17 protein-coding genes are annotated in these 24,288 nt (G+C 63.2%); 4 read left to right on the top strand and 13 right to left on the bottom strand.

Annotated features, from left to right (window positions below):
- Positions 1-191: 191 nt before the first annotated feature.
- The 3 genes from JOZ06_RS01625 to JOZ06_RS01615 form a co-directional block, all read right to left on the bottom strand.
- Positions 192-506, bottom strand: a complete 315-nt coding sequence (locus tag JOZ06_RS01625) for a metal-sensitive transcriptional regulator (protein WP_293228024.1) — start codon at positions 504-506, stop codon at positions 192-194.
- Complete coding sequence (rlmB, locus tag JOZ06_RS01620; RefSeq protein WP_293228022.1) at positions 503-1,258, bottom strand: 23S rRNA (guanosine(2251)-2'-O)-methyltransferase RlmB; 756 nt, start codon at positions 1,256-1,258, stop codon at positions 503-505. The genes JOZ06_RS01625 and rlmB overlap by 4 nt, the downstream gene beginning before the upstream one ends.
- 72 nt (positions 1,259-1,330) lie before the next feature.
- Complete coding sequence (locus JOZ06_RS01615; protein WP_293228020.1) at positions 1,331-4,579, bottom strand: EAL domain-containing protein; 3,249 nt, start codon at positions 4,577-4,579, stop codon at positions 1,331-1,333.
- Positions 4,580-4,715: 136 nt separating this feature from the next.
- Here JOZ06_RS01615 and mfd point away from each other — a divergent pair, with 136 nt between their 5' ends.
- The gene (mfd, locus tag JOZ06_RS01610; protein WP_293228018.1) at positions 4,716-8,120 is read left to right on the top strand and encodes a transcription-repair coupling factor; all 3,405 of its coding nucleotides are present in this window, start codon (positions 4,716-4,718) and stop codon (positions 8,118-8,120) included.
- On the opposite strand, the gene JOZ06_RS01605 is transcribed toward mfd, so the two are convergent.
- On the bottom strand, positions 8,104-8,961 hold the full coding sequence (locus JOZ06_RS01605) for an endonuclease (RefSeq protein WP_293228016.1): 858 nt from the start codon (positions 8,959-8,961) through the stop codon (positions 8,104-8,106). The genes mfd and JOZ06_RS01605 overlap by 17 nt on opposite strands.
- Positions 8,962-9,187: 226 nt before the next feature.
- Here JOZ06_RS01605 and JOZ06_RS01600 point away from each other — a divergent pair, with 226 nt between their 5' ends.
- Complete coding sequence (locus JOZ06_RS01600) at positions 9,188-11,977, top strand: ricin-type beta-trefoil lectin domain protein (RefSeq protein WP_293228015.1); 2,790 nt, start codon at positions 9,188-9,190, stop codon at positions 11,975-11,977.
- Between the two features lie 2 nt (positions 11,978-11,979).
- Here the strand turns inward: JOZ06_RS01600 and JOZ06_RS01595 are convergent, their stop codons facing one another.
- The 3 genes from JOZ06_RS01595 to ppsA form a co-directional block, all read right to left on the bottom strand.
- Entirely contained in the window at positions 11,980-12,867 is an 888-nt protein-coding gene (locus JOZ06_RS01595) for a DMT family transporter (protein WP_293228013.1), read from the bottom strand.
- 324 nt (positions 12,868-13,191) lie between these two features.
- Positions 13,192-13,620, bottom strand: coding sequence for a TOBE domain-containing protein (locus tag JOZ06_RS01590; protein ID WP_293228011.1), 429 nt, complete (start codon positions 13,618-13,620; stop codon positions 13,192-13,194).
- 173 nt (positions 13,621-13,793) lie between these two features.
- Positions 13,794-16,181, bottom strand: coding sequence for a phosphoenolpyruvate synthase (gene ppsA / locus JOZ06_RS01585; RefSeq protein ID WP_293228009.1), 2,388 nt, complete (start codon positions 16,179-16,181; stop codon positions 13,794-13,796).
- 298 nt (positions 16,182-16,479) lie between these two features.
- Here ppsA and JOZ06_RS01580 point away from each other — a divergent pair, with 298 nt between their 5' ends.
- Both JOZ06_RS01580 and trpS read left to right on the top strand, forming a co-directional pair.
- Positions 16,480-17,301, top strand: a complete 822-nt coding sequence (locus tag JOZ06_RS01580) for a pyruvate, water dikinase regulatory protein (RefSeq protein ID WP_293228007.1) — start codon at positions 16,480-16,482, stop codon at positions 17,299-17,301.
- Positions 17,302-17,511: 210 nt separating this feature from the next.
- The gene (gene trpS, locus JOZ06_RS01575; RefSeq protein ID WP_293228006.1) at positions 17,512-18,534 is read left to right on the top strand and encodes a tryptophan--tRNA ligase; all 1,023 of its coding nucleotides are present in this window, start codon (positions 17,512-17,514) and stop codon (positions 18,532-18,534) included.
- A gap of 52 nt (positions 18,535-18,586) precedes the next feature.
- Here the strand turns inward: trpS and JOZ06_RS01570 are convergent, their stop codons facing one another.
- The 6 genes from JOZ06_RS01570 to mltG all read right to left on the bottom strand — a co-directional run bounded on the left by JOZ06_RS01570 (position 18,587) and on the right by mltG (position 24,187).
- Positions 18,587-19,789, bottom strand: coding sequence for a dicarboxylate/amino acid:cation symporter (locus JOZ06_RS01570; RefSeq protein ID WP_293228004.1), 1,203 nt, complete (start codon positions 19,787-19,789; stop codon positions 18,587-18,589).
- A gap of 207 nt (positions 19,790-19,996) precedes the next feature.
- Positions 19,997-20,770 carry an MBL fold metallo-hydrolase gene (locus JOZ06_RS01565; protein WP_293228003.1) on the bottom strand — a complete coding sequence of 258 codons (774 nt, stop codon included), beginning with the start codon at positions 20,768-20,770 and terminating at the stop codon, positions 19,997-19,999.
- Positions 20,767-21,561 carry a TatD family hydrolase gene (locus JOZ06_RS01560; protein ID WP_293228002.1) on the bottom strand — a complete coding sequence of 265 codons (795 nt, stop codon included), beginning with the start codon at positions 21,559-21,561 and terminating at the stop codon, positions 20,767-20,769. Before JOZ06_RS01560 ends, JOZ06_RS01565 begins: the two co-directional genes overlap by 4 nt.
- A 35-nt stretch (positions 21,562-21,596) precedes the next feature.
- Positions 21,597-22,571 (bottom strand): DNA polymerase III subunit delta', encoded by a 975-nt coding sequence (holB, locus tag JOZ06_RS01555; protein WP_293228000.1) that lies wholly within the window; start codon positions 22,569-22,571, stop codon positions 21,597-21,599.
- Positions 22,571-23,194: a dTMP kinase gene (gene tmk / locus JOZ06_RS01550; RefSeq protein ID WP_293227998.1), complete on the bottom strand. Its 624-nt coding sequence runs from the start codon at positions 23,192-23,194 to the stop codon at positions 22,571-22,573. The genes holB and tmk overlap by 1 nt, the downstream gene beginning before the upstream one ends.
- Before the next feature lie 3 nt (positions 23,195-23,197).
- The gene (gene mltG / locus JOZ06_RS01545) at positions 23,198-24,187 is read right to left on the bottom strand and encodes an endolytic transglycosylase MltG (protein WP_293227996.1); all 990 of its coding nucleotides are present in this window, start codon (positions 24,185-24,187) and stop codon (positions 23,198-23,200) included.
- Between the last annotated feature and the right edge of the window lie 101 nt (positions 24,188-24,288).

Raw genomic sequence — 24,288 nt, 5'->3', positions numbered from 1 at the left:
CGGTCGATGCCCAGTCGTCGTGGTTGTACCTGAAAAACGCCGCGCGCCTGCGCGAGGTGGCGGGATGCTTGGTGTTGACCGCCGATTAACACCCTAACCTGGAGGCGGGGAGCGAACGCTCCCCGAACCTGGTGTCACCGTGCGTTGAAACGTGCGTTGCTTCGCGAACACACGCTACGCCCTCCCCGCTTTCAACGAATCTTCTTGACGACATCCAACAGTTCGGCCGCCATATCCTCGGCCGAGGACGTGCCGAACGAACGCGCCACGCAGCCATGCACGTGGTTTTCCAGCAACTGCATCGCCACGGCGTCGAGCGCCGACTTCACTGCGGCCACCTGGGTGAGGATGTCGACACAGTAACGATCGTCGGCGATCATGCCGCCGATGCCGCGCACCTGGCCCTCGATGCGCGCCAGACGCTGCAACAGCCGAGTCTTGTCCGGCTGCACCACCGATTTGTCCGATTGCGGCGCGCAACCGCAATCGCGAGGCGTATCACTCATCCCTTACCCTCCCCGGCCAGTACGCGTTGACGGCGGCTCTCGGCCAACACCATGCCGGACGATACCGATACGTTCAGGCTCTCCACCGTGCCGAACATCGGAATCGACACCAGCGCATCGCAATGTTCGCGCGTCAGGCGGCGCATGCCCTCGCCCTCCGCCCCCATTACCCAAGCCAGCGGCCCGCGCTGGTCGAAATGGAACAAATCGGTTTCCGCCTCCATCGTGGTGCCAGCAATCCAGATGCCGGCATCCTTGAGGTCTCGCAGCGTGCGCGCCAGATTGGTCACCATGATGTAGGGAATGGTCTCGGCCGCGCCGCAGGCCACCTTGGACACCGTCGCGTTGATGCTGGCGGCGCGATCCTTGGGTGCGATCACCGCATGCGCCCCCATGGCATCCGCCACACGCAAGCACGCGCCCAGATTGTGCGGATCGGTCACGCCATCCAGGATCAGCAACAGCGGCGGCTCCTGCAGACTATCGAGCACATCGGCGATATCCACCACTCGGTGACTGGCGTCGATCCACGCCGCCACGCCTTGGTGACGCGCGTTGCCGGTCAGGCTGTCAAGCCGGGCCTTGTCGACCACATGCACCTTGACCGCCTCGGTCTGTGCCCGCTCGGCCACGGCGCGGGCGCGTTCATCTTGGCGGCCGCCGGCCAGGTAAATCTCGATCAGACTCTTGGGGTTTTGCCACAGACGGGCGTTCACGGCATGAAACCCGTGTATCAGGCGCTTGTTGCTCATTATTGACTCATAGGAAGGTTCGCGGCTATTTAACCGCGCGGGCTCGTCGAATGCAACCGCCGCAACGGACGCTCAAGCATCGACCGCGCGCGGCGGCAACGAGGTCTCGCCCTCGGCGAGCCAGGCGACGAAATGTTCGGCCGGCATCGGCTTGCCGAAATAGTAGCCCTGCAGGCTGTCGCAGCCGATGGCCTGCAGGAAGTTGGCCTGCCCGGCATGCTCGACCCCCTCGGCCACCACCGAGAAACCCAACTTGCGCGCCATCGCCAGCACCGCCTCGGTGATCGCCGCGCTGTCACCGTCCTGCGGCAGCCCATCGACGAACGAGCGATCGATCTTGAGCGAATCGAGGGGGAATCGTTTAAGGATCGACAGCGAGGAATAGCCGGTACCGAAATCGTCGATCGCCAGCTGCACGCCCAGGTTTTTCAGTTCATTGAGAATGCGCACGGTCTCGACCGGGTTCTGCATAATCATGCTTTCGGTGATTTCCAGTTCCAGCCGCTGCGGCGCGATGCCGCTTTCTTCCAGCGCGGCGTGCACCAGGCTGATCAGGTTGGCCTGCTCGAACTGACGCGCCGACAGGTTGACCGCCAGCCTCGGCACGGACAACCCCTCGCGGTCCCAGCGCTTGAGCTGGCGGCAAGCCTCCTTGAGCACCCAGGCGCCGATCGGTTTGATCAGCCCGGTTTCCTCCGCCAAGGGGATGAAGCGTCCCGGCGCCACCAACCCTTGCTGCGGATGCCGCCAGCGCAACAGCACCTCGACGCCGATCAAGGAGCGGGTGACCGCGTCCACCTGCGGCTGGAAATGCAGCTCGAACTCGTCGCGCTCCAACGCCTGACGCAGGCTGTTTTCCAGCACCAGCCGCTCCACGGTCTGGGCGTTCATTTCCGCGTTGAAGAACTCGTAAGTATTCTTGCCGGCGTCCTTGGCGCGATACATGGCCACATCGGCATTCTTCAGCAGCGTGCGCGCGTCGGCGCCATCGTTGGGATAGACGCTGATGCCGATACTGCCGGTGACGAACACCTCGTGCTCTTCCAGCTGCAACGGCTTGGCCAGCACCCCCAGCACCTGCTCGGCGATGATCGATAGGTCGCCGAGGTTCTCGAAATCCGACATCAGCAAAGTGAATTCGTCGCCACCCAGCCGCGCCAGCATGCCGCGCTCGCCGACGGTATTGGCCAAGCGGATGGCGATCACTCGCAAAAGCTCATCGCCCGACTGATGGCCGAACGAATCGTTGATCAGCTTGAAGCGGTCCAGATCGATGAAGATCACCGCGAGCTTGCCGCCGCCCTCGGACATGGTCAGCAGTTGATCTTCCAGAGCCGAAATCAAGCAGCTGCGGTTTGGCAGGCGGGTCAACGGGTCGTGATTGGCCAGGAAATTCATCCGCTCCTGCGCCTGCTTGCGCACGGTGATATCGGCAAACAGGCCGACATAATTCACCACTTCGCCTTGGGGATCGCGCACCAGCGACAGCGATAATTCGGCCGGATACCAATCGCCGTTCTTGCGCCGGTCCAACAGCTCGCCACGCCAATAGCCCTGCTCGTTGAGCGCGCTCATCATTTCGGCGTAGTTGCTGCGGCTCTCATCGCTAAACACGCGCGAGACCTTGCCCAACGCCTCCTCGCGTTGATAGCCGGTAACGCGGCTGAAGGCGCCGTTGACCGCAATGATGCGCAATTCGGCGTCGCAAATGAGAATCCCCTCGGCAGAGGTTTCGAATACCTTGGCGGTGAGCTTCTGATTGGCGTCGGCGGCGATGCGGTCGGAAATATCGAGGGCAAACCCGATGCTGGCTGGGCGGCCGTTGTAGTCAAAGAGCCGGCTATGCACCTCGACATCCAGCAGCGAACCATCGCGGCGCGAAATGCGGGTGGTGTAGTGCATCACTTGCACGTTATCGTCGAAACGCTGGCGAATCAGCTCGCGCACTCGGACGAGATCGCCGGTCGCCACCAAGTCTTCCAGCCGGTACCCCTCCAGCGACTCGGGGGATCCTCCCAACATCTCGGCCAGTTTTTCGTTCAAATAGACCAGGCGGCTATCCTGAAAGATGAAGATACCGGCCAGCGATTGTTCAATCAGCGCGCCATATTTCTGCTCGGCCTCCACCACCGCCTGCTGCTGTTGGCGCAGTTCGGTCACGTCGGTCACCACCGAACCGATGCCGGACGGCAGCCCTTGCGCATCGAACAGCGGGAACTTGGTCTCCAGCAGCGAATAACGGCTGTCATGCAGATCGCTGGCGTATTCGAACTGTCGCGGTTCCAGGCAACGCAGCACCATCTCGTCCTGCCCGCGAATGCGCGTGGCCACGTCGAGCGGGAACAGCTCGGAAGGCCGCTTGCCGAGGATCTCTATCGGCGCCTTGCCCACATAGCTGGCATAGGCCCGGTTCACCATGGCGTAGCGGCCATCCAGATCCTTGAAGGCCATCAGGTTGGGGCTATTGTTGACCAGCGCCTCGATGCGCGCCTGAAACTCGCCTAGCCGACGCTCGTGGCGGCGCTGCACCTCGACCCCCGCCGCCACGATCAGCCCAACCAGCACCGCCGACAGCAATACCAGGCCATCCGCCAGCGCACCGTAGAAAGGTCCGCCGGCGTTAAACAGCGTCAGCATCACCATCACCATCACGCTGATAAGCGACACGCCGCGCAAGGTCAAGCGGAAGGCGGCCACCACGATCACCGGCAGATACAGCAATGCACTGGGGAACAGCAGCTGATGGCGGGCGGGATAGAGCGCCAAGCCAAGCCCCAGCGTCAGCAACAAATACAGCGACAGCTCGAATAGACGCCGACGCGCCAGCGTGCGCTCGCAGAGCGCCAGCGGCACCAGCGCCACGACGCTCAGACTCACGTCGCCCCAGGCCATCCCGGCCCACAACCCCATGTGCGCGGACACCTCGAACAACATCGTCTGCAGCGACAGCAGCAGCGCCACAAGAAGCGCCGGATAGAGCACCAGCCGCGCCAGAAGACGCAACAGCGAGAGAGGGCTTGCCAGCCAGTCGACCTCGGCGGTCAGACCGGCCAACGACAGCGTGCCGGCAAGCAAATAGAGGGAACTCGCGAGACAAAGCGCCCAGCCGGTGGGCATGAGCCACAGCGCGACAACAAACGCGCATAGCGGCCACCACAGAACCGGTGCAACGCGGCGCGAGCGGACCACCTGGGCGGCGAAGAGTCCATGCGGCAAAAATGAAGCCAGGGAAATGGCGGCAAGCGGTGCCCGGGGCCACAGAGCCAGGGCAGCGAGAAAACAGAGGAAGCCCCCTGCATCGAACAATCTTTTGGCATTCACGCCCGCGGATTCCTCATCGTCACCCCTTCGGCCGGCTGCCCGTTATCTAGGATACATAATCCTATCGGGAACCTTTCTGAAACAGCCTTCGGGCTGCTGGTATAATACCGTGAGCGCCATGAATGTGAAGCACTTTATGTTGGACAAATACCCAGAAATTCCTAGTCAAGGACAGAAACAACGCATTGGCGCCCTGCCTGAAGGTGTGGATGCCGCCTGGTTGGCCGGATTGGCCCGGCACGCCGGCCGCCCGCTGTTGATTCTTACTCCCGAAGCCCAATCGGCGCAGCGGCTGCAGGCCGAGCTGCCCTTCTTCGACCCCACGCTGCGCGTGGCCTTGTTCCCGGACTGGGAAACGTTGCCCTACGACCACTTTTCGCCGCATAGCGATCTGGTCAGCGAGCGTCTGGCGACGCTGTGGCAGATCCGCCATGGCGAGTGCGATGTGGTGCTGGCGCCATTGCCGACGGTGATGACTCGCCTGCCTCCGGTGGCTTTTCTGCTGGCGCGCACCTTTTTCCTCAAAACCGGCGATACGCTCGACGTCGAGCGGCTGCGCGCCGATCTGATCACCGCCGGCTACAACCACGTCACGCAAGTGATGGAGCCGGGCGAATTTTCATTGCGCGGCGGCCTGATCGACCTCTTCCCGATGGGTTCGGTGTTGCCCTACCGCATCGACTTGTTCGACCAAGAAATCGAAACGCTGCGCACCTTCGATCCGGATACGCAGCGCACGTTGTATCCGGTACAGGAAATTCGCATGCTACCGGCGCGCGAATATCCGACGGACGAAAACGGCGTCACCCAGTTCCGCCAGCGCTATCGCGAAAAAATCGAGGGCGATCCGTCCAAGAGCCGCATCTACCGCGACGTGTCGCAGCAGTTGTTCCCCGCCGGGATCGAATACTACCTGCCGCTGTTCTTCGAACAGACCGCCACCTTGTTCGATTACCTGGGCCCGGACACGCTGCTGGCGCTGTTGCGGGTTGATGTCGCCGATGCCGAGCAGTTTTGGCGCGACATCGAAGCGCGCCACCAAATGGCGAGGGGCGACAGCGAGCGCCCCGTGCTGCCGCCGGCCGAGCTGTTCGTGCGCCCGGACGACCTTATGCGTCGATTGAAGGATTTCGCCCGCCTGGACATTCCCGCCGGCGAAGAGGTCGAAACCGGGGTCGTGCCGCTGCCAAACCTGGCCGTCGACCGCCGCGCCGAAGCGCCGCTGAATCGGCTCGCCAGCTACTTGCGCACGCAGACGGCGCGGGTGCTGCTCACCGCCGAAAGCATGGGCCGCCGTGAAACCATGCTGGCGTTCCTGGCCGAAAACGGCATCCGCCCGGAAGCCGTCGATGGCTGGCAGCGGTTCCTGACCGGTAGCGCGCGGCTGGCACTGACCGTGGCGCCGTTGTTCCGCGGCTTTCAACTCAGCCAACCGGACGTCGCGGTCATTACGGAAACCGAGCTCTACCAGCACATCGCCAAGAGTGCCACTCGACGCGCCAAAACCCGGGCGCAATCGGACGCCGTGCTGCGCGATCTGGCGGAAATCAAAATCGGCGACCCTGTCGTGCACGAGCAGCACGGCATCGGCCGCTACATGGGGCTCGTGTCGATGGACCTTGGCGAAGGCGCCAGCGAAATGATGCAGCTCGAGTACGCCGATGACGCCAAGCTGTACGTACCCGTATCGCAATTGCATTTGATCTCGCGTTATGCCGGCGCCGCCACCGACGCGGCGCCGCTGCACCGGCTGGGTGCGCCGCAGTGGGAAAAGGCCAAACGCAAGGCGGCGGAAAAGGCGCGCGACACCGCGGCGGAACTACTCAACCTCTACGCCCAGCGCGCCGCGCGCGAAGGCCATCAGTTCACCTTGTCGCACCACGACTACGACGCCTTCGCGGCCGGTTTCGGCTTCGAGGAAACGCCGGACCAGGCCACCGCCATCGAGGCCGTCATCGGCGACATGTGCGCCGGCAAGCCGATGGATCGCCTGGTGTGCGGCGACGTCGGCTTCGGCAAAACCGAAGTCGCGCTTCGGGCCGCCTTCGTCGCCGTCATGGGGGGCAAGCAGGTGGCGGTGCTGGTGCCGACTACGCTCTTGGCCGAGCAGCATTTCCAGAGCTTCAGCGACCGTTTTGCCGATTGGCCGGTGAAAATCGCCGAGCTGTCGCGCTTTCGCTCCGGCAAGGAAACCAAGGCCGCGCTCGAAGGGCTGGCCAAGGGGTCGGTCGACATCGTCATCGGCACGCACAAACTCGTGCAGCCGGATATCGTCTTCCACAATCTGGGACTGGTGATCATCGACGAGGAGCACCGCTTCGGCGTGCGGCAGAAAGAGCAGCTCAAGCGCCTGCGCGCCAACGTCGACGTGCTGACGCTGACCGCCACGCCGATTCCGCGCACGTTGTCGATGGCGCTGGAAGGCCTGCGCGACTTCTCCGCCATCGCCACCGCGCCATCGCGCCGACTGGCGGTCAAAACCTTCGTTACCCCGCTGTCGAACGGTGTCATCCGCGAGGCGGTGCTGCGCGAGCTGAAACGGGGCGGTCAAGTCTTCTTCCTCCACAACGAAGTCGACACCATCGAGAACATGCGCGAGAAGCTGGCCGAGTTAATCCCGGAAGCACGCATCGGCGTCGCCCACGGCCAGTTGCGCGAGCGCGAGCTGGAGCAGGTGATGCGCGACTTCTTGCAGCAGCGCTTCAACGTGCTGTTGTGCTCGACCATCATCGAAACCGGTATCGACATCCCCAACGCCAACACCATTCTGATCAACCGCGCCGACAAGTTCGGCCTGGCGCAACTGCACCAGCTGCGCGGCCGTGTCGGCCGCTCGCACCACCAGGCCTACGCCTACCTGCTCACCCCGGACGGCATGACCCGCGACGCCGCCAAGCGGCTTGAGGCCATTCAATTGTCTGGGGAACTCGGCGCCGGTTTTTATCTGGCGATGCACGACCTGGAAATCCGCGGCGCCGGCGAGGTATTGGGCGAGGGGCAGTCGGGGGAAATGCAGGAGGTCGGCTTCTCGCTGTTCACCGAAATGCTCAAACAGGCGGTGCGCGATTTGAAAAAGGGCCGCCAGCCCGATCTGGACGCGCCGCTTGGCGTCACGACCGAAATCAACCTGCATAGCCCGGCGCTGCTGCCGGAAGATTACTGCCCGGATGTGCATGAGCGGCTAGTGCTGTATAAGCGGCTGGCAACCTGCGAACGCGACGATGAGGTCGACGCCATCCATGAAGAGCTGATCGACCGCTTCGGCCTGCCGCCGCAATCGGTCAAGACGTTGATCGACAGTCACCGTCTGCGGCTGACGGCCAAGCAGCTTGGCGTGCAGAAAGTCGACGCCAGCGACAGCGCCATACAGCTCACCTTCGTACCGAACCCGCCCATCGAGCCGATGAAAATCATCAGCCTGATTCAAAGCAAACGCAATTACCGCCTGGCGGGCCAAGACAAGCTGCGTGTGGAAATCGGCATCGAGGAGGTGGCGCTGCGCGTGGTGCGGGTCAAGGAGCTCTTCAAGGAACTGGGCTGACCTCGACCGCGGGCCGCGGCGTGGCGCAAGCGCCGCCCCAAATCCGCTGCGCGAAATCCGCGTGATCGATGAACGGGTTGCGGTTGCCTTGCAGACGCGCAATGACGTCATTGCGCCGCCGCTCCCGCGGAGATACCGGGTCTTGCTCGTGCCAGCGCAGCAGCATGCAGCGCGCGCCCATCCTCGGGCCGGCGGCGCCCATCGCCACCTCGTCCACCAGCCGTAGATCCGGCGTGCGGTCCCTGGCCGCGTCCCCGCCGGTATAACGGATCGCCATATAGAACAGCATGCGCGCCACATCGCCCTGGACCTCGCGCGGCGGCTCCCACCAGTCAGGCCCGCGGTGACGCTTCGAGGTGGCGCACCCGGCCACCCGTTCGCCTCCTGTGCCGAAATCCAGATGACCGCGCGCGCTATTGCAGCGCGGCAGCTCGGCGCGCAAATGATGCAGATCGGTATGGGCCCATTGCGACTTTTGCGGGAAACCACGCGACTTGGGCCAAACATGCTCGCGGTTCCAGGTTTCGCTGCAGCGCGCCTGGGCGCGCCCCTCGCGGCAGACCTTGGGTATGGAGCGGTTGCTGTACAAAGTACGGACGTTGGCGCGATTCGCCGGATCCTCGTCGGTCTGGGCGATGGCGTCCCATAGCGCGCGCGACGACAGCGGTCGATGCTCGCGGTTGCTGATGACGGCCAGCGTGGCGGCCAGCGGCTCGCCCGCCAGTCCGGCCGCCGCATCGTAGAATCCGGCGGGCGGTCCCGACCAAGCCGGCGCGCCGGCGATCCAAAGCGCCAAGGAAAGCGGTCGGGTAAACCCCCGGCCACCACGTTGCCTATACATGATGCCACCCCCTCGCCATCGAGAATGCTCCAGCCTAGGCAGGACGCGCGAGAAGGTCGAGTCAGCGCGGTTGGGCAGCGCGCTCGCCGACAGACAAACCCGAATCTGGCGAGAGATACTGGCCAAATCCCTCTGCACGCAGATTGAATATCGCGCAGGTCGTGACTAAGCAGCGCGCCACCGTATGGCGCGTTTCATATCCACTGCGACCTGGAGTCCCCATCAAATGCACGATTCATCCTGTGCGCGGCGCGTCCTTTCCGCCCTGCCGTGGTTGTTTGCGCCCGGCTTCGTCTGGGGCCACGCCATGCCCACTCACCTCGCCGCCGATCAAACCTGGCGCTTGTGGCCGGGCGGCGTGGTGTACTACGAGTTCGTCGCCGCGCCCATCGACGCCAACGGCTGGGTGCTGCAGCCGCAACACCCGGTGGATGCCGCTACGCGCCAGGCGATCGTCGAGGCCATGCGGCACATCGAACAGAAGACCGAGCGTGCGGTGCTGTTTATCGCGAGCCCCGATCACCCGCGCCGGGTGCGCTTCTCCCTGATGCCGGATAGTCCGGATAGGGGTTTCTGCGGCATGGCCAGCGTCGGCTTCCTGCCCGCGCATGCCACATTGCAAATCACCGACCGCGCGGAATGCAAAACGCGTGCGGTCGCCCTGCACGAACTGATGCACACGTTGGGCTTTTTGCATGAAAACCAGCGCTTTCAGGCCATCATGGACCGCGAGCGGCGCCCGAAGGCCCTGGCGGAGTATGCCGACCCGCGCACCACGGTCGATTTCGACTCGATCACTTACAACGACGGACTGCAGGGCGAACGGCTCGATGCGCTCGGCGACCCGGCCGACACCCTGCTCGTGCGTTTGCGGCATGGGCCAGGCAACACCGGCCGATGGTTCCAGGAGCTGTCGACCGAGGATGTGGCGGCAATCCGCAAGTACTACCACCCGGACAACACCTTGGCGCAACAGTTGGCGCGCGCGCGCCGCGAACGGCCTTGGTTGCGTTTCGAACGCTTCGAACTCGGCAACGGCCAGTGCCTGCAAACCGGCGCGCCAAAGAAAGACGATGACTGGCGCGAGCTCTATGTGGCGCGCTGCGATACCGTCTCGGCCGGCCAGCGCTGGGCGCTGGACGACCAGGGCGCGCTTCACAGTTTGGCTTACCCCGGCCAATGCGTCGTCAAGCACAATACGCCCGCTCATCCGGAAAGCCGTGGCGATATCGCCGTACTGCGCGCTTGCCGGCCGGGTGACGCGCGCCAGCATTGGGATACCCGCGGGTTACGCCTGATCAATCGCGCCCAGCCTCACTTGATGCTCGGTTACCAGCCGCAAACCCGGCACGTGCTCGCCTGGTGGGAGCAACCGGATCTACGCGCCGACTGGCAACGCCATGCGGCGCCGGCGGCGCGACCGGCCGGCGAACCGCGCCCCCCCCTTCCGCCGCCCGATCCCTGGCGTCACGCGCTGCATACGCGCGAACACGCAGCCCACGCGCTCTACCGGCTACAACTAGGCCAGCGCTGTCTGACCGATGCCGGCCCCGACGCCCGGCTGCGCACGCCCGGCGAGCGGTTGGCGCGGCTGACGCCCTGCCAGGCCAGCAATGCCGCGCAGCAATGGATTCTCGATCAGGGCCGGCTCGCCAGCCGGCAGCATCCCGGTCACTGTCTTGGCAATACCGGCTTGCATCAGGCCACCGATGACGCCCGGCCGGCCTTCGTCGGCTTGCAGCGCTGCGTGGCGGGACGGCCATCACAACGCTGGGCGCTGCGGCATATCCAGGGATCGCCACGCGTGGCGATCACCACCCGGCTCAACCCGCTCATCGCCGACGATGTGCGGCTGCTGGCAGCGCTGCCCGACGGCCTGCTGCACTTTGCCACCACCGACGCGCCGCGCGAGACCGTGCTGTGGCAGCCGATCGCGGAGCCGATCGCCGGCGAGCGCCCGGCGGTGCGCACAGCGCCTCCCCCGCCGGCGGCCTTGCCGGCGCTCGCGCCTGGCGCAGGCCAGCCGATTGTTTTGCAAGGCGGAAATCTGCCGCTACGCGGCGCCCGCCTTTGTCTGAGCGCCCAGGAGAGCCCGCCGCCGGGGTTTGCCGCCGACGAGCGCGGCGTTGCCGCGCGCGACTGTGACGGCACGGCCGCGCAGCGATGGATCATGCAGAAAGATGGCCGCGTGACCCCATTGGCCTCGCCCTGGCTGTGCCTGGGGCGCAACCAAACGCGCCAGGGGCAGGCGCGGCACGGCAGCTATCGCGCCCTCGCCTACCGCTACACCGGCCACGCCGCGCTGCAGCCATGCCGCGCCGGAGAGCCCACCCAGCACTGGACGTGGCGCGCCACGCGCTTTCATCATCAAGACGAAACACCGGGCAACCGCGGCGCCCAGTTGGTGCTCAGCGCCAGCCCAGACTTGTCGTTGATCGTGCACGGCAAGGCGCGTGGACCACAGCTGACCATCGGCCAAGCCGATATCGCCGACAATCACCAGTTCTTCCGCTGGCAGCCGACGCAGGACACCGCCATGCTGGCGGGCGCGCCGGGCGGCGCGCGCCGGCTCGATTGGGCCCGGCTAGGCGCGAGTTGGCAGCGAGATCGGCCAGATTACATTGGCCAAGGAATCAATATGGCGGAAGAACGCGCTTATAGGCAGCTCGTCTGGCAGGACAGCCAGCGTTGCCTCAGCCTACGGCCGGATGGTGCCTGGCGTTTGACGCTAGCAGCCTGCGAAACCCACGCGTCGGCGCAACGCTGGCGCGTCGATGCGCAGTATCGCCTGGTCAATCAGCGCCATCCCTTCCTTTGCCTGCAGCGTTCGCCGACGGGGGTGACACTGGGCGCATGTGGCCAACCACAGGCATTGCCGCACTGGTTCCTGAATGACAGCCATCAGCTCGACAGCCTGGACTGGGCGCCGCGGCGGCTATCACCGGGCCGCCATGGCGATATCGCGCTCGATGACGCGCCGTTCACGGGGATGCGCGCAGGATGGCGCTGGCGATAGCGCTATCGACGCTGGCCGATCAGCACGCCCACAAGCACCAGTCCGCAAGCCATCGTCTGCGTGACGGATAGCGTCTCGCCCAAGACAGCCCAGGCGCCAAGCACGGTCATGACCGGGATCAGGTTGTTGAAGGAAGTGGCCACCGTGACCGGCACGCGCGTCACGGCCCAGATGTGCAACCCATAGGCCCCCAAGGTGACGGCGGCACCAAGGTACAGAATCAGCAGACTCGGCACGAGCGGATAGTGCTGCGGCCAGTGCACGCCAGGCAACAGCGTGCCAGCGCCGAACCATACGCACCCCATCAGCGCCGGCATGCCGGTCATCAACAGCGGCGAATACCGATCCGATAGCTTCTTGACGATCAGCACGAAGGCCGCCGAGCAGCCCATGGCGGCCAATTCCAATGCGTTGCCCAACAGCGGATTAGGCGCGTGCGCATCCGGCTGGCCCGACCAGGTCAACCAGACAATGCCGGCACTGGAGAGCACCATGCCCGCCCACTTGGACACCGACAACCGTTCGTGCAGGAACGCCATGGCGCCCAGCGCCGCCAGAAACGGCATGGCGCTGGTCACCATGCCCGCTTGGGATGCGCTGGTATAGCGCAAGGCATTGGCTTCGAACAGAAAATAGAGACAGGGCTCGATCAGCCCCAACAACAGTAGCCATTTCCAGTCGCCGGCGCGATAGTCGTAGCGTAAGCCGCCGCGCAGCCAGACCAACAGCCCGAGGCACAAAGAGGCCACCAGCATGCGGGCGAACAACACGAACATCGGATCGAAAACGGCGAACACCAGCTTGAGAACCACAAAGGTGCTCGACCACAGAAACATCGCGGTCAGAATGGCAAGATACGGCACGGCAACCCCATCCCATGCTTCAGGCATGGTTCGTTAACTACTTTTGCAAAGAGCATATTGTCGCCGGGGAGATGACGTTTGTCGAATCGCTGGCCAGAGTGGCGGCGCTATGTAAAAAAATGAGGGTGTTGACAAACCCATGCTCGCGAAGCGAGCGCCCCCTCTCAGGGAGAGGGCAGGGGGAGTGGGAATCGATGGACAGGCTGCGAAATCAGTCAGTGGCCACTGAGGCCCGGCTTTGCCGGGGCCTCCAGAACCGCTGCAAACCACTAAATCAACAGCCTGAAAATGGCCGGGATGTCCCGGCCATTTTGCGCGATATCGACCGTCGCGCGACGGCTCGGCCCCGGCTCAGACCGGCACGCCGACAATGACGCTAGACGCCTTGAACAAGGCCGACACCGGCTTGCCGGCAGACAAACCCAACGCCACGGCGCTCTCGTTGGTCACAATCGCGGTGATCGCCACACCGGACGCGACATCGACGACCACTTCGCTATTGACGGCGCCGGGGATGACGCGCAATACCTTTCCCCGCAGCTGGTTACGGGCCGAGAAACGCACCTGCGCGTCATCGATAACGAGCAGGACCGAAGACGACTTGATCAATGCCATGGCGGCCACCCCCGGCGCCAATCCCAGCGAGTCAGTGCTTTCACGCGTGACGATCGCCACGAGGTGAAGCCCCGGGGCAACCTCGATGTCGATTTCGTCGTTGACGGACCCGCGTTGGACCGCGGCGACTTTGCCGGAAAACTGATTACGCGCACTGGTCTTCATGATGATGAGCTCCTATCCATATTGGCGATTAGCACTCGTTAACATGGCGCAGGGGCCCCACGAGTTCAAGCCAGCCCCGGGCAAATACTGCCCGTTGTACCACCTTGTGACACCACAATAAAAAACACCGCCCAATCAAAGGACGGTGTTTTTATCTTCAACGCGCCGAGAACTCAGCCGTTGAGTTCCTTGGCCAGATAAATCCAGGTTTCCACCACGGTATCCGGATTGAGCGACACGGTGGCGATGCCCTGTTCCACCAGCCACTTGGCGAAATCCGGATGGTCGGACGGGCCCTGGCCGCAAATGCCGATGTACTTGTCCTGCTTGCGGCATGCCTGGATGGCCATCGACAGCATGGCCTTCACGGCTTCGTTGCGCTCGTCGAAGGTCGAGGCGATCGGACCGCCGGAATCGCGGTCGACACCCAGGGTCAGCTGGGTCATGTCGTTGGAACCGATCGAGAAACCGTCGAAATACTGCAGGAACTGCTCGGCCAGCACGGCGTTGCTCGGCAGCTCGCACATCATGATCAGACGCAGGCCGTTCTCGCCCCGCTTGAGACCGTTGGCGGCCAACAGCTCGATCACCTTTTCCGCCTCGGCCAGCGTGCGCACGAACGGAATCATGACCTCGACGTTGGTCAGGCCCATTTCGTCGCGCACCTTCTTCAGCGCGCGGCATTCCAGTTCGAAGCAGTCGCGGAACGCCTCGGCGACATAACGGGCGGCGCCGCGGAAGCCGATCATCGGATTTTCCTCGTGCGGCTCGTAGCCTTGACCACCGATCAGGTTGGCATATTCGTTGGACTTGAAGTCCGAGGTGCGCACGATGACCTTCTTCGGATAGAAGGCGGCAGCCAGTGTGGCAATGCCCTCGGCCAGCTTGTCGACATAGAACTGCACTGGATTGGCGTAGCCGGCGATGCGCTCGCGGATCACTTTCTTCAGGTCTTCCGGCTGCTTGTCGAACTCCAACAGCGCCTTCGGATGAATACCGATCTGGCGGTTGATGACGAACTCCAGGCGCGCGAGACCGACGCCTTCGTTCGGCAACTGGGCGAAATCGAAGGCCAATTCCGGGTTGCCGACGTTCATCATGATCTTGACCGGGCTCTTCGGCATTTTGTCGAGCGCCAAATCGATCACTTCGATGTCCAACAGACCATCGTAGATGTGGCCGGTGTCGCCTTCGGCACAGGACACGGTGACCGACATACCGTCGGAGAGCACGTCGGTGGCGTCGCCGCAACCGACCACGGCCGGAATGCCGAGTTCGCGCGCGATAATCGCCGCGTGGCAGGTACGACCGCCGCGATTGGTCACGATGGCCGCGGCGCGCTTCATCACCGGTTCCCAATCCGGGTCGGTCATGTCGGTGACCAGCACATCGCCCGGCTTGACGCGATCCATTTCGGACGCGCTCTTGATCAGACGCACGACGCCCTGCCCCACCTTCTGGCCAATCGCTCGGCCATGGCACAGCACGTCGGAGCGGTTTTTCAAGCGATAACGGCGCAGGGTTTCCACGCGATTTTCCTGCGACTTCACCGTTTCCGGCCGCGCCTGCAGAATATAAAGCTTGCCGTCCAGACCATCACGGCCCCACTCGATATCCATCGGGCGGCCATAGTGTTGTTCGATGATCAGCGCGTATTTGGCCAGTTCGGTCACTTCGGCCTCGCTGATCGAGAAACTCATGCGCTCCTGTTCGGACACGTCGACTGTGCGCACCGAGCGGCCGGCTTGCGAGGCATCGGTGAATTCCATCTTGATCAGCTTGGAGCCGCGGTTCTTGCGCAGGATCGCGTGGCGACCGGCCTTGAGCGTCGGCTTGTGCACATAGAATTCGTCCGGATTGACGGCGCCTTGCACCACGGTTTCGCCCAGACCGTAGGACGCGGTGATGAAGACCACGTCGTCAAAGCCCGACTCGGTGTCGATGGTGAACATCACGCCGGCGGCGCCAAGGTCGGAGCGCACCATGCGTTGGATGCCCGCCGACAAGGCGACCACATCATGGGCAAAGCCCTTGTGTACGCGATAGGAAATGGCGCGGTCATTGTACAAAGAGGCGAACACATGTTTGATCGCCTCTTTCACATTCTCCAGACCGCGGATGTTCAGGAAGGTCTCCTGCTGACCGGCGAAGGATGCGTCCGGCAGGTCTTCCGCCGTCGCCGAAGAGCGCACGGCCACGGAAATGTCTTCCGAGCCGGCTTCGGCCACCATCTTGGCCCAAGCGGTCGCGATTTCCTTGTCCAGCTTTTCCGGGAAAGGAATGTCGATAATCCACTGGCGGATTTCCTTGCCGACCCGCGCGAGTTCGGACACGTCTTCCACGTCGAGCTTGGCGAGCGCGGCATTGATGCGGTCGGCCAGACCATCGTGCTGCAGGAAATCACGGTAGGCTTCGGCTGTGGTTGCAAAACCGCCCGGCACACGGACGCCGGAGCTGGTCAGCTGGCTGATCATTTCACCCAGGGAGGCGTTTTTGCCGCCCACCCGCTCGACATCGGTCATGCGCAGCGCTTCGAACCAGATCACGTAATTCTCTGCCATCACTTCATTTCCTGTATTGGATTGGAACGGTAGAAGCGCTAATTCTATCCGAATAGCCAAGGGTTTGCGTAGCCCATTTTGCGACGCACAATCCTATTTAACCGGGGTTTCCGACGCATTTTTGAAAATTCCAGCAGCATATAACCACCGTAAAAATATCTTCATGTAAAATTAATGGTGGCTTCAAACTACCAACGGCGGGAAACTGGGCAAGACAAAAACCTTATGACAATCCGAGCGTCATCATCACAACACGATATACTTGAACTCCGGTTTTCTCGAACAAACAGGTGCATCCATGCCACACCGCCGCTCCGCCTTTTTCATTTCCGACCGCACCGGCATCACGGCCGAATCGCTGGGACAGACGCTGCTGACGCAGTTCGACACGCTGGAATTCCATCGCGAGACCGTGCCCTTCATCGACACGGTGGAAAAAGCGGAAGCGTTGGCGGCGCGCATTCGCGAACGCGCGCAAATCGATCATCACAAGCCGCTGGTCTTCACCAGTATCGTCAATCCGGAAATTCGGCAGGTTTTGCGTATCGACAGTGCGCTGACCATCGACTTCTTCGAGACGTTCATCGCCGAGCTGGAAAAGGAGCTGGGGCAAAGCGCCTCGCTGACGGTGGGCAAGGCGCACGGGATGGTCAGCGAAGAAAAGTATGACCACAGGATCGAAGCGGTGAATTTCTCGCTGAACCATGATGACGGCGTGAAATTGAAGGACCTGACCGAAGCCGACGTGATTCTGGTCGGCGTATCGCGTTCGGGCAAGACGCCCACCTGTTTGTACCTGGCGCTGCAATACGGCATCAAGGCGGCCAATTACCCGCTGACGCCGGAAGATCTGGACACTACCTCGCTGCCGAAGATCCTGCTTCCCTACCGCAGCAAGCTGTTCGGCCTGACCATCGACCCGGCGCGGCTGCATCATATCCGTTCAGAGCGCCGGCCCGATTCGCGCTACGCCAGCCTCGACAATTGCCGTTTCGAGGTGAACGAGGCCGAATCGATGTTCCGTCAGCACGCGGTGCCGTTCATCAGCACCACGCACAAGTCGATCGAGGAAATCGCCTCGACCATCATGCACAAGGCGACGCTGGAGCGTCATTTCTGATCGCCTTGACGGAAACGCCTCAACGTGGTCATATACTTGCCATGACGAAATCAACCCTATGCCTCTCCAGCTGGTGGTGGCGCCGCGACTAGGCGCCACGGGAGAGTCGTACCCCCACACCCGGAGGCGGCCGGCCAGGCGAACCCCGGGTGTTTTCATTCCCGGTCCCGGCCGGCGGTCGCCACAGATTCTGACAATGGAGACTGCTTCATGGATTCACAAAAAGTCGGCGCAAGCGACATCATTCTGACCGGTGACCGTACCACCGGCCCGCTGCATCTGGGTCACTACGTCGGCTCGCTGAAAAACCGCGTGGTGCTGCAGGACGTCTGCCCGCAATTTTTGCTGCTCGCCGACGCGCAAGCGCTGACCGACAACATGGGCAACTACGTCAAAGTGCGCGACAACGTGCTGCAAGTGGCGCTCGACTATCTGGCCGTCGGCATCGATCCCGCCAAAAGCACCATCTTCATTCAGAGCCTGGTGCCGGAGTTGTCCGAACTGTCGTCCTACTACTTGAACCTGGTGACCGTGGCGCGCCTCGAACGCAACCCGACCATCAAGGACGAAATCAAGCTGCGCGGCTTTGAACGCGATATTCCGGCCGGCTTCCTCACCTACCCGGCCGCCCAAGCGGCCGACATCACCGCCTTCAAGGCCACCGTGGTGCCGGTTGGCGCCGATCAGGTGCCGATGATCGAGCAGACCAACGAAATCGTGCGCCGCTTCAACAACAGCGTGGATGCCGACATTCTGGTCGAGTGCCGGGCCCTGGTGCCGGAAGACGGCGCGCGCCTGCCGGGCATCGACGGCAAGGCCAAGATGTCCAAATCGATGGGCAACGCCCTGTCGCTGGGGGCGTCGGAGGACGACATCCGCCAGGCGGTGAAGATGATGTTCACCGACCCGAACCATCTTCGCGTGGCCGATCCGGGACAAGTGGAAGGCAACGTGGTGTTCACGTACCTGGACGCCTTCGATCCGGATAGAACGGCGGTGGAAGAGCTCAAGGCGCATTATCGCCGCGGCGGTCTGGGCGACATGGTGATCAAGCGCCGGTTGGAAGACATTCTGCAAACCTTGCTCGCACCGATCCGCGCGCGCCGGGAAGAATTCGCCAAGGACCCGGCGCAGGTCATGGCCATTCTGAAAGCCGGTACGCAAAAGGCGCGCGAGGCGGCCGGCCGCACGCTGTCGGAAGTCAAGGGCGCGATGGGCATCAACTATTTCTGACACTTTCCCGCCGCCGGCGCGCCTCCCGTGCGCCGGCGGTACGGCACCCGGCTCAGGCTGAATACGCTTCCCGGTCAAACTGGGCCTCGCTCTTGGCCACCAGCACCGCCGCCAACGCATCGCCGGAAATATTGGTCGAGGTATTGATCATGTCGATGACGCGGTCGACCGCCGCGACGATGGCAATCACTTCCAGCGGCAAGCCCACGCTCGACAACACCAAACTCATCACCACCAGACCGGTCCCCGGCACGCCGGCGGCGCCCAGCGCGCCAAGCGTGGTCGTGAGCACCACCATCGCCATCTGCGTCACCGTCAGCTCCACGCCGGCGGCATTGGCCGCAAACACCGACACGGCGCCAAGGTAGGTCGCGAGCCCGTTCATATTGATGGTTGACCCCAACGGCAGCACGAAGGCCGAGATGGCGTGCGGCACGCCAAGACGGTTGGCCGTCTCCAGCGTCATCGGCAATGAGGCGTTGGAGCTGCAGGTGGAGAAGGCGAACAATTGCACCGGGATCATCTTGGTCATGAACGGCAGCGGATTGAGCCCGGCGAGAAACAACAACGCGCCGTACACCGCGGTCAGCACCAGCAGGCACGACAGATAAAGCGTCCCCACCAGCGCGCCCAATTGCGCCAGCATGCCTACCCCGCTCGTGGCGCTCACCGCGGCCATCAAAGCGAACACGCCAACCGGCGCGCAACGCAGCAACATGCCGATCAACTGAAAGATGACCTGGTTGAGCGCCTCAAAGAAGCGTGCCACGGGCCGGCCGGACTCGCCGCTCAGATTGACCGCGATGCCGAACAGCAACGCGAACAACATCACGGGAAGCACCTGGCCTTGCGCCATCGCCTGGATAGGATTGGCCGGCATCAAGCTCGACCAGTCGAGCCCCACGCCGGGCACCACGGCGTGGCCGGCATAAGACAATCCACGGCCGATACCGAAGGCCTTGGCCAGCGACATGGCCAGCGTCGCGGACAGCATCATGGTCGCACAGTAGATCGCCAACGTTTTGCAGGCGATGCGGCGCATACGCGCCAAATCGCTGATTGACGTCACCGCGCTGACCAGCGACACGAAGATCACCGGCATGACCACCATGCGGATCAGGGCGACGAACAGATCGCCCAGCGGCTTCAGCCACACGGCGCGTTCGCCCAGCGCCATGCCCGCGACAACGCCAAGCAGCATGGCGAGCAGGATGAGCGCCCAAGGGGGCAGGGGTTTTCTAACAGGGGTAGACACTAAATTCACCGATCAGCATCAGAAAGTACTCAGTCTCTGCGGTGATTTTTTACGAGTCAAATAGGTGTAACTTAAATATATTTGTTGATATCTTTTTGTATTAATAAAACAAGTAAATCTCCCGCATCTAATGCCAATAAGTTAGTGGCCACGCATAAAAAAATACCGACCTCTCGGGGCGGCACCTGGCAAAGTCTTGCGTAGCGGTCATTCCAGCCGGATGCGCATGCCGTCGTATCCCACCTCGACACCTGGCGGACAGAGCGCCTGCAAAGTGTGGTATTCCAGTTCATGCGTCATGTGGATCAGTACGGTGCGTTCGGCACCGATACGCCGTGCCCACGCAAACGACTCCTCGACCGACAAATGCGAATGATAGGGTGTATGACGCAAGCAATCGAGAAACACCACGCGCACGCCGTCGAGCAGCGGCAACGTGGTCTCGGGAATGGTCGACAGATCGGTCAGCCAGGCCATGTCGCCGATGCGCCAACCGAGGCAAGGCCAGGCGCCGTGCGCCAACGGCAACGGCGTCAGGCGCACGCCCTCGTGCTCGAAGGGCGCGCTGGCCTCGATCAGCGTCAGGACCGGTTTGTCCCAGTGCGTCGACGGCGCGTGCAGCGCATAGCCGAACCGTTGGCGGATATTGGTCAGGGTGAAGTCATTGCCGTAGAGCGTCAGCGCCCCCTTGCGGCGATAGCAGTACGCGCGCAGATCGTCGATGCCGTTGAGATGGTCGGCGTGCGGGTGGGTATAAAGCACAGCGTCGAGCCAATCGATACCGTGCTCCAGCGCCTGAGCGCGTAGATCCGGTCCGGTGTCGATCAGGAAGGTGCGCCCGTTGCAGCGTACCGCCAGGCTTGCACGGCGACGGCGGTTGCGTGGATCGTCCGAGCGGCAAGTCGGGCAATCGCAGCCGATCACCGGGGAACCGGAGCTCGACCCGCAGCCGAGCACAACGAGATCGACGGCCTGGCTCATGCCGCACCCTCCTCTGCCTTCACCGGCAGCGCCTTGGCGAACAGCCGGAAGAAATTCGCGCTGGTGGCTGCGGCCAGCTGTTCGAATGGCATGCCACGCAAATCGGCAATGCACTCGGCCACATGGCGCACGTAAGCCGGCTGGTTTTGCTTGCCGCGATAGGGCACCGGCGCCAGGTAGGGCGAATCGGTTTCCACCAATAGACGGTCGAGCGGCACTTTGCTCGCCACGTCGCGCACCTGCCCGGCATTCTTGAACGTGACGATGCCGGAGATCGAAATGTGCATGCCCAGGTCGAGCGCGCGCTTGGCGCTCTCCCAGTCTTCGGTGAAACAATGCATGACGCCGCCGCACTCGCCGGCGTGCTCTTCAGCCAAAAGACGCAAGGTGTCGGCGACCGACTCGCGCGTATGCACCACCAACGGCAGACCGCATTCGCGCGCGGCACGGATGTGCGTGCGAAAACGCTCGTGCTGCCAGGTCAGATCGCCTTGGCACCAATGATAGTCGAGCCCGGTCTCGCCGATGCCGACCACGCGCGGGTGGCGCGCCAGCTCGACGAGCTGTTCGCGCGTGGGTTCGACGGCATCCGGATTGTCGGGGTGAACGCCGACAGTCGCCCACAGATTGTCGTGCGCCTCGGCCAGCGCCAGCACCGACGGGAAATCCGGCAGCGCGACGCCGATCACCAGGGCGTGGGAGACCGCCGCGGCGCGCATGGCCGCCAGCGCCTCGGGCAACCGGGCGACCAGATCAGGAAAATTCAAATGGCAATGTGAATCGACAAGCATGGCGTTCTCAGCAAACAAAGCGCGGTAAGCGGCGCTCAGGCAAAAATCTTCAAATATTCCATCAGCGCCGACTCCAGCTGCAGCCTGACATTCAACGTATGTTGGCCGTAAGGTGCGAGCTTGTCGAGGGCGCCGGCGGCCTGCATCAACTGCGTCAGGTCGGCGCGCCGCGCCAGATTGTCGAGCGCCACGCGGTGGTCGGGATAGTAGCGCAAGGTGCCGGACAGACGCATCGACGACAAATCGAACAGCCACATCTGCAGCCATTCGAGCGGTACGGCCAGCGCGAGCTTGAGCTTATCGGCACGCTCGCTCATCAGCAGCACATTGGCCAGCGTCGGTTGGATCAACCCCTCGACGAACGCTTTGCGCGCGGCCGCCAACGTCGGGTCGTGGTCGAACAACGGCGCGCCGCCGTGATGCGCGAGCTCCGTCGCCGGGTCCGCCACGCCTTGCCCATGCAACCATGCCAGCGCCTCGTCCGCTGCCGGCGCGGTCATGGCGAACTGACGGCAGCGGCTGCGGATCGTCGGCAACAGACGCTGCGGCGCATGCGCCACCAGCAGGAACAACACATCCGCTGGCGGCTCCTCCAGAATTTTCAACAGCGCATTGCCCGCGGCGGGGTTGAGCGCTTCGGCGGGCTCCACCAGCACCACGCGCTGGCCATGGCGATGCGACGTCAGATGGGCGAACTCGATCATCTCGCGCACGGCCTCGATCTTGATAACCGGCAATTTGCGCCCGGCCTTGTCCTCGTCCTCGGCCTCTACCGGCGACAGCCGGCGATAATCGGGATGACTGCCCAGCGCAAACCACCGGCAGGATTCGCATTCGCCGCAAGCCGCATGATCCGGTCCGGGCCGGTCGCACAACAACGATCGCGCCAGCTCCTCGGCAAAAGCCGACTTGCCGATGCCGGCAAGCCCGGTCAAGAGCCAGGCGTTGGGCAACCGGTCCCGCTCCCGGTTGATACGCTGCCAATCCGCCTTCTGCCAGGGGTAGCGCATCAGCGTTGCTCCATCAGCAGCCCCGAGAGGCGGGCAGCGATGTCGGCGCGCACGGCCTCGAGGGCGCGGCTCGAATCCAGCACGCAAAAGCGGGGGTATTGCGCGGCGCGCGCGAGATACGCCTCACGCACGCGCTCATGGAAATCGCGCGCTTCGCGCTCGAAGCGGTCGAGCGAGCGCGTGGCGGCCATGCGCTCTTGCGCCACGTCGGTCGGTACGTCGAACAACAACGTCAGATCAGGTTCGAGCCCCTGTTGCACCCAGTCGGCCAACACGGCAATGCGTTCGCCAGCCAACCCGCGCCCGCCCCCCTGATAGGCGAAGGAGGCATCGGTAAAACGATCGGACACCACCCACCGTCCGGCAGCCAAAGCGGGACGGATCACGCGCTGAATATGGTCCTGCCGCGCGGCGAACAGAAGCAGGGTCTCCGTTTCCAGCGAGACGTCGGTGTCCGGCGCAAGCAAGAGCGCGCGCAATTTTTCGGCCAGGTCGGTGCCGCCCGGCTCGCGGGTGAATACCGTCTCGATGCCGCGCTCGGCGAGCCACTGGCGGATGAAGTCCAAATGCGAGCTCTTGCCGGCACCGTCGATACCTTCAAGGGTGATAAAACGGGGAGGCATCGATCAGTTGCCCTTCTTCAGAATGAATTTACGTACTGCATCGTTATGCTCGTCTAGCGTTTGCGAGAAATAACTGCCGCCGTCGCCGCGCGCCACAAAATACAGCACGTCACTGGCCGCCGGGTGCGCGGCGGCCAGCAGCGACGCCGCGCCCGGCAACGCAATCGGCGTCGGCGTCAAACCGTTGCGGGTATAGGTATTGTATGGCGTATCGCGCCGCAGGTCGGCTTTGGAGATGTTACCGCGATACGCGTCGCCCATCCCATAAATGACCGAAGGGTCGGTCTGCAGACGCATATTCTTGTTCAGCCGGTTGACGAACACGGCGGCGATCAAGGTGCGGTCCGCGGCGCGGGCGGTCTCCTTTTCCACCAAACTGGCCAACGTCAGCAGCTGATAGGGCGAGGTGATCGGCAGGCCGTTGGCGCGCGCTTGCCACGCCTCGAGCAGCTTATGCTGCATGGTGGCATAAGCGCGGCGATACAGATCGATATCACTGGATCCCGGCGTGAAATAATAGGTGCTGGGAAAGAACAATCCCTCCGCCTGCGGCTCGCTGGCGCCGATATGCGCCAACAGCGTGGCGTCGTCGAGGCCGGTGCTGTCATGCTGCACGTCCGGACTTTGATCGACGGCGACGCGGAACTGGTGGAACGTCCAGCCTTCCACGACGGTAATGCTGGCCTCGTCAGGATTGCCGGCGGCGAAGCGCTGCAGGATCTCCCACAGGCTGATCGGCCCCTGGAAGCGGTACAGCCCGGCCTTGATGCGGCGGTCGGTACCCTGCAGACGCGCCAGCAACACCATGACGTCACGGCTTCTGATGACGCCCTCCTGCTTCAGACTATGCGCGACTTGCGACAAGGTACGGCTGGGGCCGACCGTGATGGCGTAAGGCGAGGTCGGCGGCTCCACCGGCACGAACACCACCCAGGAAAACCAGACCAGTGCCGTGAGCACCGCCACCAGCATCAAGCGAATCAACCATCTCATAGTCAAACTGCGTCCACGAAGTCAATACGACCCGCCGGCCAAGCGCCAGCAGGGAAAAGTACGTGCATGATACCAGACGCGGGACGGCTGCCGACCATGCA

The sequence above is a fragment of the Paludibacterium sp. genome (assembly GCF_019232825.1).
Taxonomy (GTDB): domain Bacteria; phylum Pseudomonadota; class Gammaproteobacteria; order Burkholderiales; family Chromobacteriaceae; genus Paludibacterium.
This window is presented reverse-complemented; position numbering and strand designations above follow the sequence as displayed.

Bases quoted from the DNA above. Each gene is read 5' to 3' on its own strand.
- JOZ06_RS01625 (WP_293228024.1), bottom strand. From the start codon at position 506: ATGAGTGATACGCCTCGCGATTGCGGTTGCGCGCCGCAATCGGACAAA.
- rlmB (WP_293228022.1), bottom strand. From the start codon at position 1,258: ATGAGCAACAAGCGCCTGATACACGGGTTTCATGCCGTGAACGCCCGT.
- mfd (WP_293228018.1), top strand. From the start codon at position 4,716: ATGTTGGACAAATACCCAGAAATTCCTAGTCAAGGACAGAAACAACGC.
- JOZ06_RS01605 (WP_293228016.1), bottom strand. From the start codon at position 8,961: ATGTATAGGCAACGTGGTGGCCGGGGGTTTACCCGACCGCTTTCCTTG.
- JOZ06_RS01600 (WP_293228015.1), top strand. From the start codon at position 9,188: ATGCACGATTCATCCTGTGCGCGGCGCGTCCTTTCCGCCCTGCCGTGG.
- JOZ06_RS01595 (WP_293228013.1), bottom strand. From the start codon at position 12,867: ATGCCTGAAGCATGGGATGGGGTTGCCGTGCCGTATCTTGCCATTCTG.
- JOZ06_RS01590 (WP_293228011.1), bottom strand. From the start codon at position 13,620: ATGAAGACCAGTGCGCGTAATCAGTTTTCCGGCAAAGTCGCCGCGGTC.
- ppsA (WP_293228009.1), bottom strand. From the start codon at position 16,181: ATGGCAGAGAATTACGTGATCTGGTTCGAAGCGCTGCGCATGACCGAT.
- JOZ06_RS01580 (WP_293228007.1), top strand. From the start codon at position 16,480: ATGCCACACCGCCGCTCCGCCTTTTTCATTTCCGACCGCACCGGCATC.
- trpS (WP_293228006.1), top strand. From the start codon at position 17,512: ATGGATTCACAAAAAGTCGGCGCAAGCGACATCATTCTGACCGGTGAC.
- JOZ06_RS01565 (WP_293228003.1), bottom strand. From the start codon at position 20,770: ATGAGCCAGGCCGTCGATCTCGTTGTGCTCGGCTGCGGGTCGAGCTCC.
- JOZ06_RS01560 (WP_293228002.1), bottom strand. From the start codon at position 21,561: ATGCTTGTCGATTCACATTGCCATTTGAATTTTCCTGATCTGGTCGCC.
- holB (WP_293228000.1), bottom strand. From the start codon at position 22,571: ATGCGCTACCCCTGGCAGAAGGCGGATTGGCAGCGTATCAACCGGGAG.
- tmk (WP_293227998.1), bottom strand. From the start codon at position 23,194: ATGCCTCCCCGTTTTATCACCCTTGAAGGTATCGACGGTGCCGGCAAG.
- mltG (WP_293227996.1), bottom strand. From the start codon at position 24,187: ATGAGATGGTTGATTCGCTTGATGCTGGTGGCGGTGCTCACGGCACTG.